We start from the raw sequence: 17,102 nt of genomic DNA on the forward strand, positions 1-17,102 counted from the left end.
CACATGGACACGATAGACATCGGCCTTTGGGTGACCGCGGGTCTACTGGTCCTTGTCGTTACTGGCATGCGGGTGGCCTTCGCAGCGGGTCTGGCCGGTCTGTTTGGCCTGGTTTGGATATTCTGGGCCAAGTTCGGATACGATCCCGACCGGTTCGGCAAGGCTGTCACCGTTGCCGTCAAAACCGCAGGGCAGGTGCCTCATTCTAAAGTTGCCTCGCATACACTCAGTCTGATCCCGACCTTTATCCTGATCGGATATCTTGCCTATTACGCGGGCTTGACGCGCGCGCTGTTCGAAGCGGCCAAACGCTGGATTGCCTGGGTGCCCGGAGGGCTTGCGGTTTCCACTATCTTCGCCACAGCAGGTTTTGCCGCCGTCTCGGGCGCATCGGTTGCTACCTCGGCCGTGTTTGCACGTATCGCAATTCCCGAAATGCTGAGCGTTGGATACAACAAGCGTTTCGCCGCAGGTGTCGTAGCCGCCGGTGGAACGCTGGCCTCACTGATCCCGCCATCCGCCATCCTTGTGATCTATGCTATCATTGTCGAACAGGATGTTGGAATGTTGCTGTTGGCCGGCTTCATTCCCGGAGCGTTTTCGGCCGTGATTTACGGCCTGCTTATCGTCGGCATCGCGGTTGTGTTCAAAACCGTTGGCCCTCCGGTCACCGGATTCACTTGGAAACAGCGGTTTCAGGCGCTGCCCGGGGCGATCCCGATCGTGGCCGTCATCCTGATTATCATCTGTTTCGTCTACAACCCATTCGGTGAACAGGCTTGGGGTACCCCGACAGAGGGCGGAGCCATTGGCGCATTCATCGTATTCTGTTTCGCCCTGTTTCACGGCATGCGCTGGCCCGAGTTCAAATCGGCTCTGTTAGAGACAGCCAAGCTGACGGCCATGATTTTTTCGATCATCTGGGGGGTGCTGATCTACGTGCGGTTTCTGGGGTTCGCGGATCTACCGGGTGCCTTTTCGGATTGGATCACCTCGCTTGAGATGGCGCCGATGCTGATTCTGATCTGCATCCTTCTGGCCTATGCCGTATTGGGCATGTTCATGGATGCCATCGGGATGTTGCTGTTGACCTTGCCAGTCGTCTACCCCGCCGTGATGGCCCTGAACGGAGGAGAAGCCGTCAGCGCCGCAGAAAGCGCCTTTGGCATGTCCGGCCCGATGTGCGCGATCTGGTTTGGGATTCTAGTGGTGAAAATGGCCGAGTTCTGCTTAATCACGCCGCCCATTGGTCTGAACTGCTTTGTTGTTGCAGGGGTCCGGCCAGACCTGAGTGTTCAGGATGTGTTCAAGGGGGTCACCCCGTTCTTCCTGGCAGACGCGGCCACCATTGCGCTGCTTGTGGCGTTTCCCGGCATCGTTCTCTACTTACCGTCTTTGGCAGGCTAGGATTGTGCGAGGCGCTGCCTCGCGCTCCGAGGTATTTTAAGCCAGATGAAGCAGGGATCCGCTCTCCAACGTCAAAGTCAGAGAGCTTCACCTGGCACGGTCATCGGCGTCCCCGCCTGTACCGCAAAAGCAGAATGCCAAACCTGGGTTAACGATCCGTTTCTTCATCTGGCCAAAAATATCCCGGGGGAGTCGCCCGGAACGGGCGGCGGGGGCAGAGCCCCCGTTACGACATGGATCTGGCGTAAGATTGAGAAAGGATTAACCCGCCCGCATAAGCATCCCAAACAGATCGCGGGGATCGTCAGGGTCGGCCAACATATCCAGGGGTTCGAAGAAGTTAGTCTCTGCAACCGCACTCTTGATGACGCGCAGAGCAGAGAAGTCCTCGATGGCGAAGCCTACGCTGTCGAAGAGTGTAATCTGTTTTTCATCCGTCCGACCGTGTGCCTGACCAGTCATGACCTGCCACAATTCAGTGACGGGGTGGTCATCATCCAAAGCCTGAATTTCACCTTCGATCCGGGTCTGCTCGGGGTATTCCACGAAAATCTCCGAACGCAGAAGGATGTCGCGGTGCAGTTCGGTCTTGCCGGGGCAGTCGCCTCCGATGGCATTTATGTGGACGCCAGGGCCGACCATGTTGTCGGTCAGGATCGTGGCGTATTTCTTGTCGGCGGTGCAGGTGGTGATGATCTGTGCGCCCTCTATCGCCTCTTCGGCGGTTTTGCAGGGCACTACGTTCAGGCCTTTGCCTTGCAGGTTGGCAGCGCATTTGGCGGTGGCGTCCGGGTCTGTATCATAAAGCCGCACCGTGCTGATTCCGCAAATGGCCTTGAAGGCCAGGCATTGGAACTCGGACTGCGCGCCATTGCCGATCATGGCCATTGTGGTCGCACCCTTAGGGGCGAGATAGCGACCGACCAAAGCCGATGTCGCCGCCGTCCGTAGGGCGGTCAGGATGGTCATCTCGGTCAGAAGGGTCGGGTAGCCCGTATAGACATCCGCGAGCAGCCCAAAGGCCGTTACTGTCTGCAGCCCCTCGGACGTGTTCTTGGGGTGTCCGTTGACGTATTTGAAGCCATATGCCTCTCCATCCGAAGTGGGCATCAGTTCGATTACGCCATGCGGGGAATGCGCGGGAATCCGAGGGGTCTTGTCGAAGCTTTCCCAGCGTTTGAAATCGGCCTCGATCTGCTCGGCGATCCTTATGATCATCTTTTCGACGCCGACATGGTGAACCAGCCGCATCATGTTATCGACGGAAACAAAGGGCACCAGGGCCTTGTCAGAAGGTGCAGTCATCAGAAACTCCGAGTGGGGCGGTCAAAGATCCGGCGCCCCATCAGGGACGCGGCCAGGTCGACCATGAGTTTTGCGGTGCGTCCGCGTTCATCCAGAAAGGGGTTCAACTCGACCAGATCAAGGGAGCAGACCAGCCCGCTTTCATGCAAAAGCTCCATGACCAGATGGGCTTCGCGTTCGGTGGCCCCTCCGGGTACGGTTGTCCCAACGGCGGGCGCGATCGCGGGGTCGAGGAAGTCGACATCCAATGAGACGTGAAGGATGCCGTTCTCGGCGCTCACGCGGTCCAGAAAGGCCATAAGCGGGGCTTTGATCCCATGTTCGTCAATGCTGCGCATGTCAGCCAGCATCGCGTGGTTCTTCTCAAGCGAAGCGCGCTCAGCGGGGTCGACCGAACGCAACCCGATCATCCCAACGCGATTGGTTGGAACTACGGCAGGCAAGGGTGGAAAGTCTTCGAACCCGGGTTGACCGGTGAAGTAGGCGACGGGTGTTCCATGCAGGTTGCCGCTGTCGGTACTGCCGGGGGTGTGAAAATCGCTATGGGCGTCTAGCCACAGAACGAACAGAGGTCGGTCGATACGCTGTGCATGATCCGCCATTCCGGCCACGGTTCCCATCGACAAAGCATGATCGCCGCCCATGAAGATTGGCACACCTTGGGGCGCGACTTCGGTAGCGACCCGGGCCAGAGCCTGCGTCCAACCGATGCACTCGGGCAGGGCGAAAAGATGGGGGTGGTCCGGTGTCTCTACCGCATCCGGGGCGGCATCTCCGTAGTCGATCACCGTATGGCCAAGATCCGCAAGCGCGCGATCCAGCCCGGCCACGCGGTAGGCATCCGGCCCCATTCTGCACCCCTGCCGACGCTTACCAGCGTCCATGGGGGCACCAACCAAAACTATGTTCTTTGTATCCATATGCTTCATGTAACGTGACGATCTGTCTTGCGTGAAGAGGGCAAATTGCTCAATAAGAAAGATGAATATCCGAAAAGGAAGTTGTTGATGGACGATTTGGATAACAGGTTGCTCAGCGCGTTGCACCGGGATGCAAGGGCGTCGCTGTCTGAGTTGGCCGAGATGCTTGGCGTCACGCGCACGACTGTGCGCAGTCGGCTGCAGCGCCTCAAACAATCGGGCGAGATCGTGGGCTTTACCGTTCAGACCAAGCGCGATGTAGCGCAAAGCCCGGTCCGCGGCCTGATGATGCTTGAGATTGAAGGGCGAGGGACCGAACGCACAATGGCCCGGATCGGAGCGCTACGGCAGGTGCGCGCGGTGCATTCTACAAATGGAAGCTGGGACCTGATCGCCGAGATCGGTACAGACACGTTGGCCGAACTCGATGAGGTCTTGTTCCAGATCCGCCGTATGGAAGGGATCACCCGGTCCGAGACAAACCTTCTGCTGTCCACGCGCAAGGGAAGGTTCTGAAAACGCTGCGTGAAACGGGCCGTCACGCTTTGTGTGCCAAGGAAACTGTGCCACAGTCGGCGGGGATACAGGCAGGATTGATCGAAGATGACCACTCAGCAGCACGAACCACGGGCCGTGCAATTGGCCGAAAAGATCACCGCATTCCTTGAGAAGCCATGGGTCCGCATCGCCATCCCGATCTTTGTCACCCTGATTGCTCTGACGGTTCTGCATGAGCTGTCTTCTCATGTGAAATGGGCAGATGTGCAGTCGGACATCTCGGATACGTCCTGGCGTGTGTTGTTTTTTGCTCTGTGTTGGACGGCGGTCAGTTTCTTTTCGCTGTCTCTATACGATGTCTTCGCAGTTCAAAGCGTGGCAGACGGCGAGGTCCCTCTGCCGGTCGCCGGGATGGCCGGAGCCAGCGGCTATGCGGTGTCCAACTGTCTGGGCTTTTCCTATATCACCGGAACGGCCATCCGGTACCGCATCTATGCCTCTCTGGGCCTTGATCTGAGCCGTGTCGCCGGGGTCATCGCCACGTCCTGGGTTGCGTTCTGGATGGGGTTGGTTCTGATCCTGGGTCTGCTTTTGACCTTTCATCCCGACGGTATCTCAAATGCGCTGCCGATCAGCGCAACGGTTGAGACAGTCATCGGGCTAGGGCTGCTTAGCGCGCTGGTAGCGGTTTTTGTCTGGCTCTCCACCAGTGGGCGTCGGCTGGAGGTTCTGGGGATTGGTTTCCAACTGCCCGGCGGGAAGCTGGCCTCATGTCTGACGCTGGCGGCGATTGGCGATTTGGCAGGGGCTTCCATGGTCCTTTACGTGCTGATGCCGGACGATCTGGGGGTTGGGTACCCATATTTCTTCACCATCTTCATCGCCGCGATTGCCGTTGGGATTGTCAGCCACGCGCCGGGTGGTATCGGCGTGTTTGAGGCGACGTTGATTGCGGGGCTGGGGGCCTCGGGTCGATCGGATGTCATTGCGGCGCTGCTGCTTTACCGTGTCGTATACACGTTTCTGCCGTTCGTTATTGCCAGCCTGTCCATCGCCGTTGCCTCGGCGCTGACGCAGCGCCATCGGATTGTCGGGGCGGGGACATGGGTGTACCGCGCCATCCGTCCCATTGTGCCGATGGTTGCTGCGGGGGTGACTGCAGTGGCTGGCATCATACTGCTGGTCTCGGGCGCGTTGCCGACCGACAGCAAAAGCCTCGGCGCGTTGCGCGAGGTTTTGCCCCTGTCTTTTGTCGAGGCCTCGCATCTGGTCGGCAGCGCCGTGGGCGTTCTGCTGCTTTTGGTGTCGCGCGGGCTTTTCCGCAAGCTCTACCGCGCGTGGGTGGTCGCGATGTTGCTGATGGTCGCGGGCTTCGCCGCGTCTCTGGCCAAGGGTTTGGATACGCATGAGGCGTTCGGCATGTTGGCCACGATCGCCGTTTTGGCGCTGTTTCGCGGAGCGTTCTACCGCGTCAGCGGCGCGTCGATCTTCCGGTTGAATATCCCTTGGCTGGTCAGCGTTATGGCGCTGCTCGCTGTCATTTTCTGGATCGGCCTGTTCGCCTATTCCCACGTGCAATACCAGAATGCCTTGTGGTGGGAGTTTGCTTGGAACGGCGATGCCTCCCGCTTCCTGCGCTCCAGCCTCGTGGTGGCGGTCATCCTCGAGATTGTGGCCGTTACGTCCTTGTTCGGACGTGAAATCCCGGTGCCTGTGCGGACCGAAATCCCCGAATGCGTCGAAAAGCTGGTGATGGAGAACGAAGATACCGAAGCTCAGATTTCTCTGACCGGTGACAAGCAATTCCTGATCGCACCGGACGAATCCGCGTTCATCGCTTATGCCGACACGGGCAATGCCATCATTTCAAAAGGTGAGCCTGTGGGCGATGAAGCGGCGGGCAAGCAACTGGTCTGGCAACTGCGCGAAATGGCGGATCGAGAGGGTAAGCTTTGCGCCTTTTACAGCGTCTCGACCAAGTACCTGCCGACCTTTCTGGACCTCGGCCTGTCGATCCTGAAGATCGGAGAGGTCGCGCGCGTGCCGCTGAAAGACTTCTCGCTAGACGGCAAATCCCGCAAGCGCTTCCGTCAGGCCAAGAACCGGGCCGAGCGGGAAGGCTATGTGTTCGAGATCATTCCAAAGGAAGACCTTGCGCCCGTTCTGCCGGAGCTGAGGGCGATTTCCGATCACTGGCTTGAGCAAAAAGCAGGGGCCGAGAAAGGCTTCGCCTTGGGTGGATTTGATGATGACTACCTGTCCTACTTCGATCACGCCGTGTTGCGGAACGGAGAAACCGGTCAGATCATGGCCTTTGCCAACCTGTTTCAAGGTGGCAATAAGTCCGAGCTTTCTCTGGATCTGATGCGGTACGAACCGGACAGCCCCAGCTTCGTGATGGATGCCTTGTTCGCCGAGATGATGTCCTGGGGGGCTGAGCAGGGGTTCCATTGGTTCTCACTTGGCGCAGCGCCGTTCTCAGGGATCGAGAACCGTCAGCTTGCGTCCCTTTGGAACCGGATCGGTGGGTTCGTCTATGAACATGGTGAGCAATTCTATCACTTCGAGGGGCTGCGCGCGTTCAAACAAAAGTTCGATCCGGAATGGAGCCCGAACTATTTGGCAAGTCCCGGAGGGCTTGCCGCACCGCGTATCCTCTATGAGGTAAACATCCTGATCTCGGGCGGCCTGCGGGGCCTGACCAAATAGCGCGAGCATTTCGGGTTTAGTTAGAGACGCCAATACCCTGCCATGCCTCCGGCGTTCTCGGGACATTGGCGTCGCCCATTGATTTAAGTGAAACCCGAAACGCTCTAGTTCAAGCTGGCGCGGGTTGGTGTTTCCTGCAGCAGGTCGCCCCAATCGGTACGATAGGCCATCTCGGCCAGAACGGTTTCGGGCAGAAACTCTCTGTTCTCGCGAATTTGCCAACCGCCTCCGAGGCCTTTGTAAACGGCGACGAGATTGCTGGAGACCTGCTGCCGCGCTTCGATCAGATTGGCCTGAGACCGTAGCAGCGCGGTCTGTGTGTTCAAAATGCGGGAATAGTCGGCGATCCCGTCGGTGTATTGATTGACGGCGATGTCCGCCGCTTTGCGCGAGGCATCGACGCTTTGCTGGTAGAACCCGACCTGCTTGCGCGCCTGCGCATAGGCGACCATGGCGCTTTCGACCTCGGAATAAGCGGTCAGAACGGTGTTCTGATAGTTGGCGATCAGCGCCTGATAGGCGGCATCCTGTGCCCGCACATTGTTTTTGATGCGGCCATAGTTCAGCACGTTCCATACGACCCCCGCGCTGGCAAGGCCCGTGGTGCTGTTCGAGCTGAACAGGTTCCGCCCGCCCGAGGCCTGCAACCCGACCGAGCCAGACAGAATGAACTGCGGATAGAGATCCGCCATGGCAATGCCGACCTCGGCCGATTGCGTGGCTGCGGCCAGCTCGGCGGCTCTCACGTCCGGACGACGGCGCAGCAGCTCAGCCGGGACACCGACGGCCACATTGGACCGGGCCGAGGGGATGCGACCGGAATTGCCCAGAAGGCTGGACATGCGCGACGGGGTGGTCCCCAGCAATACGGCCAGAGCGTTCTTGGTTTGCTGCAGATCGCTCTCAAGCTCGGGCACGAGGGCCTTGGTGTTGTTCAGCAGAGCCGTCGATTCCTGCACGTCCAACTCGGTCGTGATACCGTTGTTGAACCTCAATTGGGTCAGGTCTGCCGATTCCTGCTGTAGTTTGATGTTTTCACGCGCAACGCCCAGAGACTCCTGCAAGGCGCGGATGTTAACGTAGAGCGCTGCGACATCACCCGTCAGCGTCACCAGCGCGTCGTCATAGTTCGCCACCTGCAACGCCAAGTTCGACCGCGCCGCCTGAACACCGCGCCGCTGCGCACCCCAGACGTCCAATTCCCACTGCGCATCAAACCCGGCCTGAGAGGTCGAGAATTCGGTATCGAGAGGAATGATCCGGTTGATATCGGCAATGGGCCCAAGGTTGTCGCTGATTTGTCGCCGTTCGGTCGAGGCCCCGAGGACCTGCGATTGCGGATACAACTCGCCAAAGGCGATGCCCAGTTGTGCCCGCGCTTGCAGAACCCGCGCGCCAGCGACCTGCAAAGACAGGTTCTGGGCATAGGCCTCGGCGATCAGCTTGTTGAGAGTGGGGTCATTGAACGTCTCCCACCATTTCACAACCGGCGCGCTGCGTGAGGTCAGGCCGCTTTGCCCGGTGCTGGGGCTGTTCACCTCGATCCACTGTTTCACGACCGGAGAGTTCGGGCGCACGAAATCAGGGCCAACCGGCGCGCAGGCCGTCAGAAACGCGGCACACAGGGCTGTTCCCATCAAGTGTCGAAAGGGGGTGGCCCGTGTCATGATGCGCGTCCTCAAATGTCCAGCGGTCGGATGAAATTGGCGAAGGAATACAGGCGGATATTGATGCGCCGCAGAAACTCAAAGCTTTTGCCCTGACCGGTGTAGATCGCCACAGCGGCATGACCGCCTGCGGGCAGGATGTGCTCTTCCGGCAGATCGACGGTGATCTGAACCGCGATCCGACCGGGGAGCTTGGGCAGCTCAAAACCGGGCAGGCGGCCTGAGGGCAAATACTGCCCCTGACGGGTGGCCCACCAGATCGCCTCGACCTTGCCGGGCAGGATTTCACCGGGATAGAGGTCCAAGGCGACCTCAACCTCTTGGCCGACCTCGACAAATTTCAGGTTCTGCTGGCGGAAAGTGGCCAGAAGATAGGGGCTGTCTTCGGTGACGAAACTGGCAATCGCACCCAGACGAATGTCACCCACCACCAAACCCGGACGTGCCTGTTGCGAGACGATCATGCCATTCTCGGGCGCGTAGATCGTGGTGTTTTCCAGAAAGTACTCGGCTTCGGACAGTTGCGCCTGCGCTTGCAGGATGCCGGTGTTCACGCCGTCAATCTGCGAGGCCTGCGCCAGTTTTGCTTTCTCAAGATTGGCTTCGGCCTGTTTGACCGAGGCGGTATCCTCGGTCACCTGTTCATTCCAGCGATCCAGCTCATCCTGACGGGCGCCGCCTGCGGGGACGAGGTTTTCGTACCGCGCCTGTTCGGTCAGCGCGTAGGCCAGTTGTGCATTGGCGCGCTCGACGGCTTCGGTTTTGGCAATGACGTCCTGTTCCAGAATTTTGGCATTCTGCTCGGCGGCAACCAGCTGTGCCTTGGCATTGTCGACGGCCAGAGAAAAGACGGTATCGTCAAAGCGATAGAGCGGATCGCCCTTGGTGATTTGTGTGTTCGGCTCGACCAGAACTTCGGTCAGAATCGTCGGCTGCGTCAGCTTCGGCACGATCTGAATGGTGGACCGCACCACATGGCTGTCGACCGAGAAGGGCTGAAAAAAGCGCAGCGCGACAAGGAAGATCAGCAGCAAATGCGCGCCAACCCAGAACGAGACAATCCCCCAGGCGATGTTGAACTTGAGCCATTCCATCTTGAAGAAGATGAACCAGACGAAAATGATGTAGAACAGCGATATGCCGAGGGCGACGAACATGTCTGAGTGTTTCCTTTGGCCTTAGCTTTTCTGCGTCTCGTCAGGTGTAGCCGCATATTCTTCTTTGACAGTGCCGCCCAAGCGTTCAATGTCTTTGCGGATGGCGTCTTTTTCCTCATCCGGGCCGCGGCGGATATCGACGGTCACGCCGTCGTGGAAGGCCCACATAAAGGCATGAACCCACGGGACGACGGCCAGAAAACCCATCCATCCCATGATCTTGACGGCCTCGGCATGCGGATGATTGCGCTTGATCGCGATCCGTCCGGGTAGGCCCATGATGAATAGAAACAGTCCCATCACGGCAGCCAGAAGCAGGATCAGTGCCACGAATGTCAGATAGTCGTAGTAGCCCAGCGGCTGCCCCAAAAGTCCCATGCTCGATGCCTCTTGTTGGGAAGGTTGTCTCATCCTCAGACGTCGGCCCCTGTCTCGTCAATGACTTTGTGTTGGGACCTAGCTTTTTCGAACCCGAGGCAGTGCGGATCAGTCAGGACAGACGATCAGACCCGTGCCCCATTCATTACATTTTGCCGAGAGGTCGGGCGTAAGCGGCTGATCGGTGTAGAAGCCATCAATCTCGGCCAGCGAGGTGATGCGCGCAGGGGCAAGGCGCTGGAATTTTGAGTGATCGGCCACCAGCAGCGTGCGTCGGGCCTGCGCGATGATCGTCTGGCTGACATGGATTTCCTGAAAGTCGAAATCCAGCAGATCACCATCGGGGTCCAGCGCGGAACAGCCGATCACCGCATAGTCAAACTTGAACTGACGGATGGTCGAGACGGTCAGATTGCCCACCAACCCTCCGTCCGAGCGGCGCAGGACACCGCCTGCCACGACAATCTCGCAATCGGGGTTTTCGACCAGAATATTGGCGACGTTCATGTTGTTCGTTACCACCATCAGGTCCTTGTGGTTCAGCATCTGCCGGGCCACGGCCTCGGTTGAGGTGCCGATATTCATGAAGACCGACGCGCCGTCCGGAATGTCATTGGCGCAGGCTTTCGCCATTCTGACCTTGGCGTCTGCATTCAGGGTGCGGCGATCCTCATACCCGATGTTGGAGACGCCGGAACGCAGGACAGCCCCGCCATGGACGCGGTCCAGCTTGCCGGCATCTGCCAGCTCGGACAGGTCCCGGCGGATTGTCTGGACCGTCACGCCAAACCGCTCGGCCAGACCGTCAACAGTAACACGGCCCTCGGTGCTGGCGATCTCAAGAATGTCGGATTGGCGAAAAGAGAGCGACATGTTGGGTCCCATTCAAGTGAGCTGCTTTCGTTTTTCTTCCTTTGGTCAAAATAAGCAAGCGGCCATGCAGAATTTTCATAGTTGTGTTGCAAAGCGAAAATAAACGAACATAAACATTGATTGTACGAATGCAGTGCTGATTAATGCGCGCAACCAGATTGGATAGGGAATCACAAGCCATGCAAGCGACGGACGATCAGATCAGCGACCTGTTCATCATCGGCGGTGGGATCAACGGATGCGGCATCGCGCGGGATGCGGCGGGCCGGGGCCTGTCTGTCACCCTGGCCGAGATGAATGATCTTGCATCGGCAACATCGTCAGCCTCGACCAAACTGTTCCACGGCGGGCTGCGCTATCTGGAGTATTTTGAGATCCGGCTGGTGCGCGAGGCGTTGATCGAGCGTGAGACGCTGCTGCGCGCCATGCCACATATCAGTTGGCCGATGCGCTTTGTGCTGCCCTATCACAAGGACATGCGCTTTGATTCCGAGACGCCGACATCAAAGCTGCTCAGCACCGTCATGCCGTGGATGCGCGGGCGTCGCCCCGCGTGGCTGATCCGTCTGGGCCTGTTCATGTATGACAACCTTGGGGGGCGCAAAATCCTGCCGGGAACGCAATCGCTGGACCTGCGCAGCGCTCCGGAAGGTGGTCCTTTGCAGGGCAAGTTCGAGACCGCCTATGAATACTCGGACTGCTGGATCGAAGATGCGCGGCTGGTGGTTCTGAATGCGCGCGATGCCGAATCCCGTGGTGCGCGGATCATGGTGCGGACCGAAGTTGTCTCGGCCGAGCGTGTCGATGATCTGTGGCATGTCACTATCCGCGACCGGGCGACCGGGGAAAGCCAACTGGTCCGTGCAAGAATGCTGATCAATGCAGGCGGCCCTTGGGTAGGGGACATCATCCAAACCAAGATCAGGGTGAACTCGCGCGAGGGGGTTCGTCTGGTGCGTGGCAGTCATATCGTGACAAAGAAGCTGTTCGATCACGACAAGTGCTATTTCTTCCAAGGCGAAGATGGCCGCATCATCTTTGCCATTCCCTATGAGCAGGATTTTACCCTGATCGGGACCACGGATCAGGACCATTCTGACCCCTCCGACCCTCCGGTCTGCACCGAGGCCGAGCAGACCTACCTGTGCCAGTTCGCAACCAAGTATTTCAAGAAACCGGTGACGCAAGACGATATCGTCTGGACCTATTCCGGCGTGCGACCGCTCTATGATGATGGGGCCAGCAATGCGACGGCGGCGACGCGGGATTATACCTTGAAGGTCGACGCGCAGGGCGGGGCGCCTGTTTTGAACGTGTTCGGAGGCAAGATCACGACCTACCGTCGTCTGGCGGAAAGCGCGCTTGAGAAGGTCGCCGAGCATTTCCCGAACCTGCCCGGACCCTGGACAGCAGGCGTGGCTTTGCCCGGTGGAGACTTTCCTGTCGATGGCGTGCAGGACCTTAGGCAGACGTTGATCCAGGACTATCCGTTCCTCACTGAGAATTGGGCCGCTCGTCTGATCCGCGCATACGGGACCGAGGCGCGTACGATGTTGGGAGACGCAAAAGACGTCGCTGATTTGGGTGAAGACTTCGGCGCGACCCTCACCGCGCGAGAACTCAAATGGCTGATGGACAAGGAATATGCCCGCAGTGCCGAGGACGTGGTCTGGCGTCGCAACAAACTTGGGCTGCGTTTGAGTGCTGACCAGGTCGCGCGCATTGATCAGTGGATGTCAGAGCGGTTGAAAACGGACGACACAGCGTGAAAACAAAAAGCCCCGCCGATTTGGCGGGGCTTTTTCTTAGGCGGTTTCCTCGGACGGGCCGGGATCATTTTTGCTGCCCTTGATCCGTTCCCGCAGCCCCTGCATCACGGCGTAGAGGACTGGCACAAGGACTACACCGACCAGCGTGGCGGCTAGCATGCCGCCGAACACGGCAACACCGATGGCCTTCTGGCTTGCCGCACCCGCGCCATTGGCGGCCAGCAGCGGAACAACCCCCAGCAAGAAGGACAGCGCCGTCATCATCACGGCCCGGAAACGCTGATAGGCGGCCTCGGCTGCGGCGTCCTTGACTGACAGGCCTTTGGCGCGCTGCTCCATGGCGAACTCGACGATCAGAATGCCGTTCTTTGAGGCAAGCCCCACCAGCATGATCATCCCGATCTGCGTATAGAGGTTGATGTCACTGCCCACGATCGCGACCGCCGCCACCGCTCCGAAGAGGGCCACAACCACGGACAGCAGGATCGACACCGGCAAGGTCCAGCTTTCATATTGGCCAACAAGGAACAGATAGCCAAACAGGATCGCCAGCCCAAGGATTACGATGACCAGACCGCCCGAAGCCAACTGCTGCTGCGCCGTCCCGGTCCATTCGAATGCATAGCCGGGGGGCAGGGCGGTTGCCGATTCCTCGGTCATCACATTGATCGCGTCACCCGTGGACAGGCCCGGAGCGGGCACCGCCGTCACTGTTGCCGACCGGAACAGATTGTGCCGCTTCAGCAAGACCGGTCCCAACACGTTTTCGACGTCAATCAACGTGCCCAGAGGAACCATCTCACCCTGTTGCGAACGGACATAGAGGTTCGAGATATCCTCGACATTGTCGCGATACGTGCCATCTGCCTGAATCATCACGCGGTAAACGCGACCGAACAGGTTGAAGTCGTTCACGTAGTAAGACCCCAACTGCGCCTGCATTGTCTGGAAAATCTCGGCGACCGAGACTTGCAGGGTCTTGGCCTTCTCCCGATCCAGATCAACGAACAACTGCGGAACGTTGGCGCGGAAGGTCGTATAGGACTGGCCGATCTCGGGCCGCTGGTTTGCTGCGTAAACGAACGAGCCGACAGCCGAAGCCAGATCCTGAGGAGTGCCACCTCCGGTCTGCTGCACCTCCATCTCGACACCGGCCGACATGCCAAGGCCCTGAATGGGCGGCGGGTTGAAGGCCACGATCGAGGCCGCGGATTCCCCGTTCGCAATCGCAAGCACCTTGGCGAGGATAGCGTTGGCGCTCAGGTCGTCCTCTTGCCGGTCGGCCCAGTTGTCGAGGTTGACGAAGATCGCCGCGCCGTTGGTCGTGGTGCCGTTCAACAGCGAGAATCCGTTGATCAGAACGGTGCTGGCAACGCCCGGTATTTCGCGGATCTGGTCGTCCACACGGGCCGAGATCGTCTCGGTCCGCTCCAACGTTGCCGCATCGGGCAGCTGGATATCCACGAACAGATAGCCGTTGTCCTCAAGCGGGATAAACCCGCTGGAGGTGTTGGACATGATCGTCCCGGTTCCCATTCCCAAAGCGACAATCACACCCAGCGCGACAATCGGCAGGATCAGCAATTTGCGCACGATGGCGACATAGCCGTTTCGGACGGTTCCGATTAGACCTTCGAACAGCGCCAGCAGCCCTTTGGGCGGGCCAGAGCGTGCGCGCAGAACCAGACCACACAGGGCAGGCGACAGGGTCAGAGCGTTGATGGATGAGATCACAACCGCCGTCGAAATGGTCACAGCAAACTGCGAATAAAGCCTGCCCGAGATGCCGGGCATGAAGGTCACCGGCACGAACACGGCCAACAGAACCAGTGTTGTTGCGATGACGGGACCGGTGATCTGGCCCATCGCCTTGCGGGTCGCCTCGGCGGGGGGGAGCCCCTCATCCGCGATGATCCGCTCGACGTTTTCGACGACGACGATGGCGTCATCCACCACGATCCCGATGGCCAGAACCAAGGCGAACAGAGAGATCGTGTTGAGCGACATTCCAAAGGCCAGCAGAAAGGCGAATGTCCCGATCAATGAGACCGGGATCGCCACCGCCGGAATGATCGTCGCCCGCCAACTGCCCAGGAATACAAACACGACCGAGATCACCAGAATGAAGGTCAGGATCAGGGTTGAGACCACGTCGTTCAGCGAGGCCTCGACGAAGTCGGTGGTGTTGAAGGGGACTTCGAACTCTACGTCTGTTGGGAAGGATCGGGACAGGCGGTCAAGCTCGGCCTGCACCCGCTCGGACACAGCCAGCGCGTTGGCGCCGGGGGCCTGATAGATGCCGATCACCGTAGCAGGAACGGCCTGAAAAAAGCCGGATGCCGCATAGAACTGCGCACCCAGCTCGACGCGCGCGATGTCGCGGACGCGCACGATGGAGCCCGCGTCACCCGTGCGAATGACGATGTCGCTGAACTCTTCCGCCGAGGTCAGGCGACCTTTGGTTTTGATTGTGTATTGAAAGGTCTGCCCCTCTGGCACCGGAGGCGCGCCGATGGAGCCTGCAGAGACCTCGATATTCTGTTCGCGTATGGCATTGATCACATCGCCGGGCGTGATCGACAGCGCAGCCATCTTGTCGGGATCCATCCAGATCCGCATGGCGTATTCCAGATTTGTCAGAACATCCGCCTTTCCCACACCCTGAACTCGCGCCAAGGCGTCTTTCAGGTTGATCGAGGCATAGTTGGACAAAAACACACTGTCATATGTGCCATTGGGCGAGGTCAGCGTGACCAGCAACAGCATGTTTGTCGACGCCTTCTGCGTCACCACGCCGGATGAGGTCACCTCGGATGGCAGCGACGACATGGCCTGCGCCACGCGGTTCTGAACGTTGACCGAGGCGATATCCGGGTCAGTGCCGACCTCAAACGTAATGTTCAACGAATACGAGCCGTTATCGGATGAGGTCGACGTCATGTAGATCATGTCGTCTACACCGTTTACCTGCGCCTCAATGGGCGCGGCAACGGTGTTTTCCACGGTCTCGGCATTCGCTCCGGTATAGGTGGTCGAGACGCTGACGACCGGAGGGGTGATGTCCGGGAACTGGGCGACGGGCAGAACCATATAGCCGATGCCGCCCATGATCGTCAGGACGAGAGAAATGACAAGGGCCAGCTTGGGCCGGCTGATGAACAGGGCTGAGAACATGCCTTATTCTCCCGGCTGCTCGGACGCGACAACCGCGTCGACCGCCACGCCGGGTCGCACCCTTTGCAAGCCCTCGACAATCACGCTTTCACCTTCGCGCAGACCGTCCGAGACGATGATGGCCGTGCCGACGGAATCGCCTGTCGTGATATAGCGCTGTTCGACCATTTGCTGGTCGTTGACGACCAGCACGAACTCGCCGCGCTGGTCACGCTGCAGCGCAGCCTGAGGGACCAGGACCTGCAGGGTCGGCTCCAGCGCCTCGATCTGCACATTCAGGAATGCACCGTCGATGATCAGGCGATCTGCATTGTCGAACTGGGCCCGCACTGTAATGGCCCCGGTCAAAGGGTCGATGCGATTGTCGACAAAAATGATCTCTCCGGTTTCGTCCAGCTTGGTGCCATTCGGAAGCGTGACATGGACATTGGGGCTTTTGTCGCTTTCCGCCAGAGACGCCGCACTTTCGCCGATCTCTTGAAGAACCGAGGTGAACTGTTTCTCGTTCAAGGAAAAATTCACGTAGATCGGTGCTTCGCTGACCAGATTGACCAATGCCGCGTTGGTGGGGCCGACCACATCACCGACACTGGTGGCAATACGACCGAGACGCCCGCTGAAGGGCGCGTGTATTTCGGTATAGCTCAGGTCCAGTTCTGCCTGCTGAATGGCGGCGTTTGCGGCTTTGACTTCGGCCTCGGCGACCAGTTCGGTTGCGCGCGCGATGTCGCGTTCCGATTCCGGCGTCGCATCGCGTTTAAAGAGCTCTTCTTTTCGCGCCAGATCGACCTTGGCCAGCTCCAGATTGGCCTCGGCACGGTCAAGATCGGCGTTGCGGGCCTCAAGCGTCGCCTGATATAGGTCCGGTTCGATCTTGAACAGCAGATCGCCTTCGGTCACCAGTGCGCCATCTTCGACTTCCTGACTTTCAAGAAACCCGTTGACGCGCGCGACGATGTCCACCTTGTCGATAGCCTCTGCACGACCGATGAAGGTTGCCTCGTCCGTGATTTCTTCGGTGTAGGCTGCAGCGATCGACACTTTCGCCGCCGGAGCCTCATTTTCATCCTGCGCCAGTGCCGGATGGCCAAAACCGATGCATGACAAAACGATCAGAGGGCGGCACAAAGCGGTGACAGCACCACGAGATCGGTTGCGGGGCTGCTTCAGGGCGACGGACATGTCAAAAGCCTCATTTATTTCAAAAACTGAGCCAATACGACGCGTGAAAAACGACGAGTCGGC

The 17,102-nt window shown here is 59.0% G+C and carries 12 protein-coding genes; 4 read left to right on the forward strand and 8 right to left on the reverse strand.

The window, feature by feature from the left end; all coding sequences use genetic code 11:
* The first annotated feature begins 3 nt into the window (after positions 1-3).
* On the forward strand, positions 4-1,407 hold the full coding sequence (locus tag AC2FD8_RS09540; protein WP_496855670.1) for a TRAP transporter large permease: 1,404 nt from the start codon (positions 4-6) through the stop codon (positions 1,405-1,407).
* A 261-nt stretch (positions 1,408-1,668) separates the two neighbouring features.
* Here the strand turns inward: AC2FD8_RS09540 and ocd are convergent, their stop codons facing one another.
* Together ocd and rocF are read right to left on the reverse strand one after the other, a co-directional pair.
* Positions 1,669-2,712 carry an ornithine cyclodeaminase gene (gene ocd / locus AC2FD8_RS09545; protein WP_496855671.1) on the reverse strand — a complete coding sequence of 348 codons (1,044 nt, stop codon included), beginning with the start codon at positions 2,710-2,712 and terminating at the stop codon, positions 1,669-1,671.
* Entirely contained in the window at positions 2,712-3,632 is a 921-nt protein-coding gene (gene rocF / locus AC2FD8_RS09550; RefSeq protein WP_496855672.1) for an arginase, read from the reverse strand. The genes ocd and rocF overlap by 1 nt, the downstream gene beginning before the upstream one ends.
* Before the next feature lie 87 nt (positions 3,633-3,719).
* Here rocF and AC2FD8_RS09555 point away from each other — a divergent pair, with 87 nt between their 5' ends.
* Positions 3,720-4,148 (forward strand): Lrp/AsnC family transcriptional regulator, encoded by a 429-nt coding sequence (locus AC2FD8_RS09555; RefSeq protein WP_496855673.1) that lies wholly within the window; start codon positions 3,720-3,722, stop codon positions 4,146-4,148.
* Positions 4,149-4,235: 87 nt separating this feature from the next.
* Positions 4,236-6,839, forward strand: a complete 2,604-nt coding sequence (gene mprF / locus AC2FD8_RS09560) for a bifunctional lysylphosphatidylglycerol flippase/synthetase MprF (RefSeq protein ID WP_496855674.1) — start codon at positions 4,236-4,238, stop codon at positions 6,837-6,839.
* Positions 6,840-6,943: 104 nt separating this feature from the next.
* Here the strand turns inward: mprF and AC2FD8_RS09565 are convergent, their stop codons facing one another.
* The 4 genes from AC2FD8_RS09565 to AC2FD8_RS09580 all read right to left on the reverse strand — a co-directional run bounded on the left by AC2FD8_RS09565 (position 6,944) and on the right by AC2FD8_RS09580 (position 10,914).
* Positions 6,944-8,506, reverse strand: coding sequence for an efflux transporter outer membrane subunit (locus AC2FD8_RS09565; protein WP_496855675.1), 1,563 nt, complete (start codon positions 8,504-8,506; stop codon positions 6,944-6,946).
* A gap of 11 nt (positions 8,507-8,517) precedes the next feature.
* Positions 8,518-9,663 (reverse strand): HlyD family secretion protein, encoded by a 1,146-nt coding sequence (locus AC2FD8_RS09570; protein ID WP_496855676.1) that lies wholly within the window; start codon positions 9,661-9,663, stop codon positions 8,518-8,520.
* Positions 9,664-9,684: 21 nt separating this feature from the next.
* A complete protein-coding gene (locus tag AC2FD8_RS09575) occupies positions 9,685-10,074 on the reverse strand; it encodes a DUF3302 domain-containing protein (RefSeq protein ID WP_496855677.1) in 390 nt (129 codons plus the stop codon).
* Between the two features lie 75 nt (positions 10,075-10,149).
* Positions 10,150-10,914, reverse strand: coding sequence for a DeoR/GlpR family DNA-binding transcription regulator (locus AC2FD8_RS09580; protein WP_496855678.1), 765 nt, complete (start codon positions 10,912-10,914; stop codon positions 10,150-10,152).
* A gap of 179 nt (positions 10,915-11,093) precedes the next feature.
* Here AC2FD8_RS09580 and glpD point away from each other — a divergent pair, with 179 nt between their 5' ends.
* Positions 11,094-12,683 (forward strand): glycerol-3-phosphate dehydrogenase, encoded by a 1,590-nt coding sequence (gene glpD, locus AC2FD8_RS09585; protein ID WP_496855679.1) that lies wholly within the window; start codon positions 11,094-11,096, stop codon positions 12,681-12,683.
* 36 nt (positions 12,684-12,719) lie between these two features.
* On the opposite strand, the gene AC2FD8_RS09590 is transcribed toward glpD, so the two are convergent.
* Positions 12,720-15,857, reverse strand: coding sequence for an efflux RND transporter permease subunit (locus AC2FD8_RS09590; RefSeq protein ID WP_496855680.1), 3,138 nt, complete (start codon positions 15,855-15,857; stop codon positions 12,720-12,722).
* Between the two features lie 3 nt (positions 15,858-15,860).
* Positions 15,861-17,039 (reverse strand): efflux RND transporter periplasmic adaptor subunit, encoded by a 1,179-nt coding sequence (locus AC2FD8_RS09595; protein WP_496855681.1) that lies wholly within the window; start codon positions 17,037-17,039, stop codon positions 15,861-15,863.
* Positions 17,040-17,102: the final 63 nt, after the last annotated feature.

It is taken from the genome of Ruegeria sp. YTSC192 (assembly GCF_059609705.1).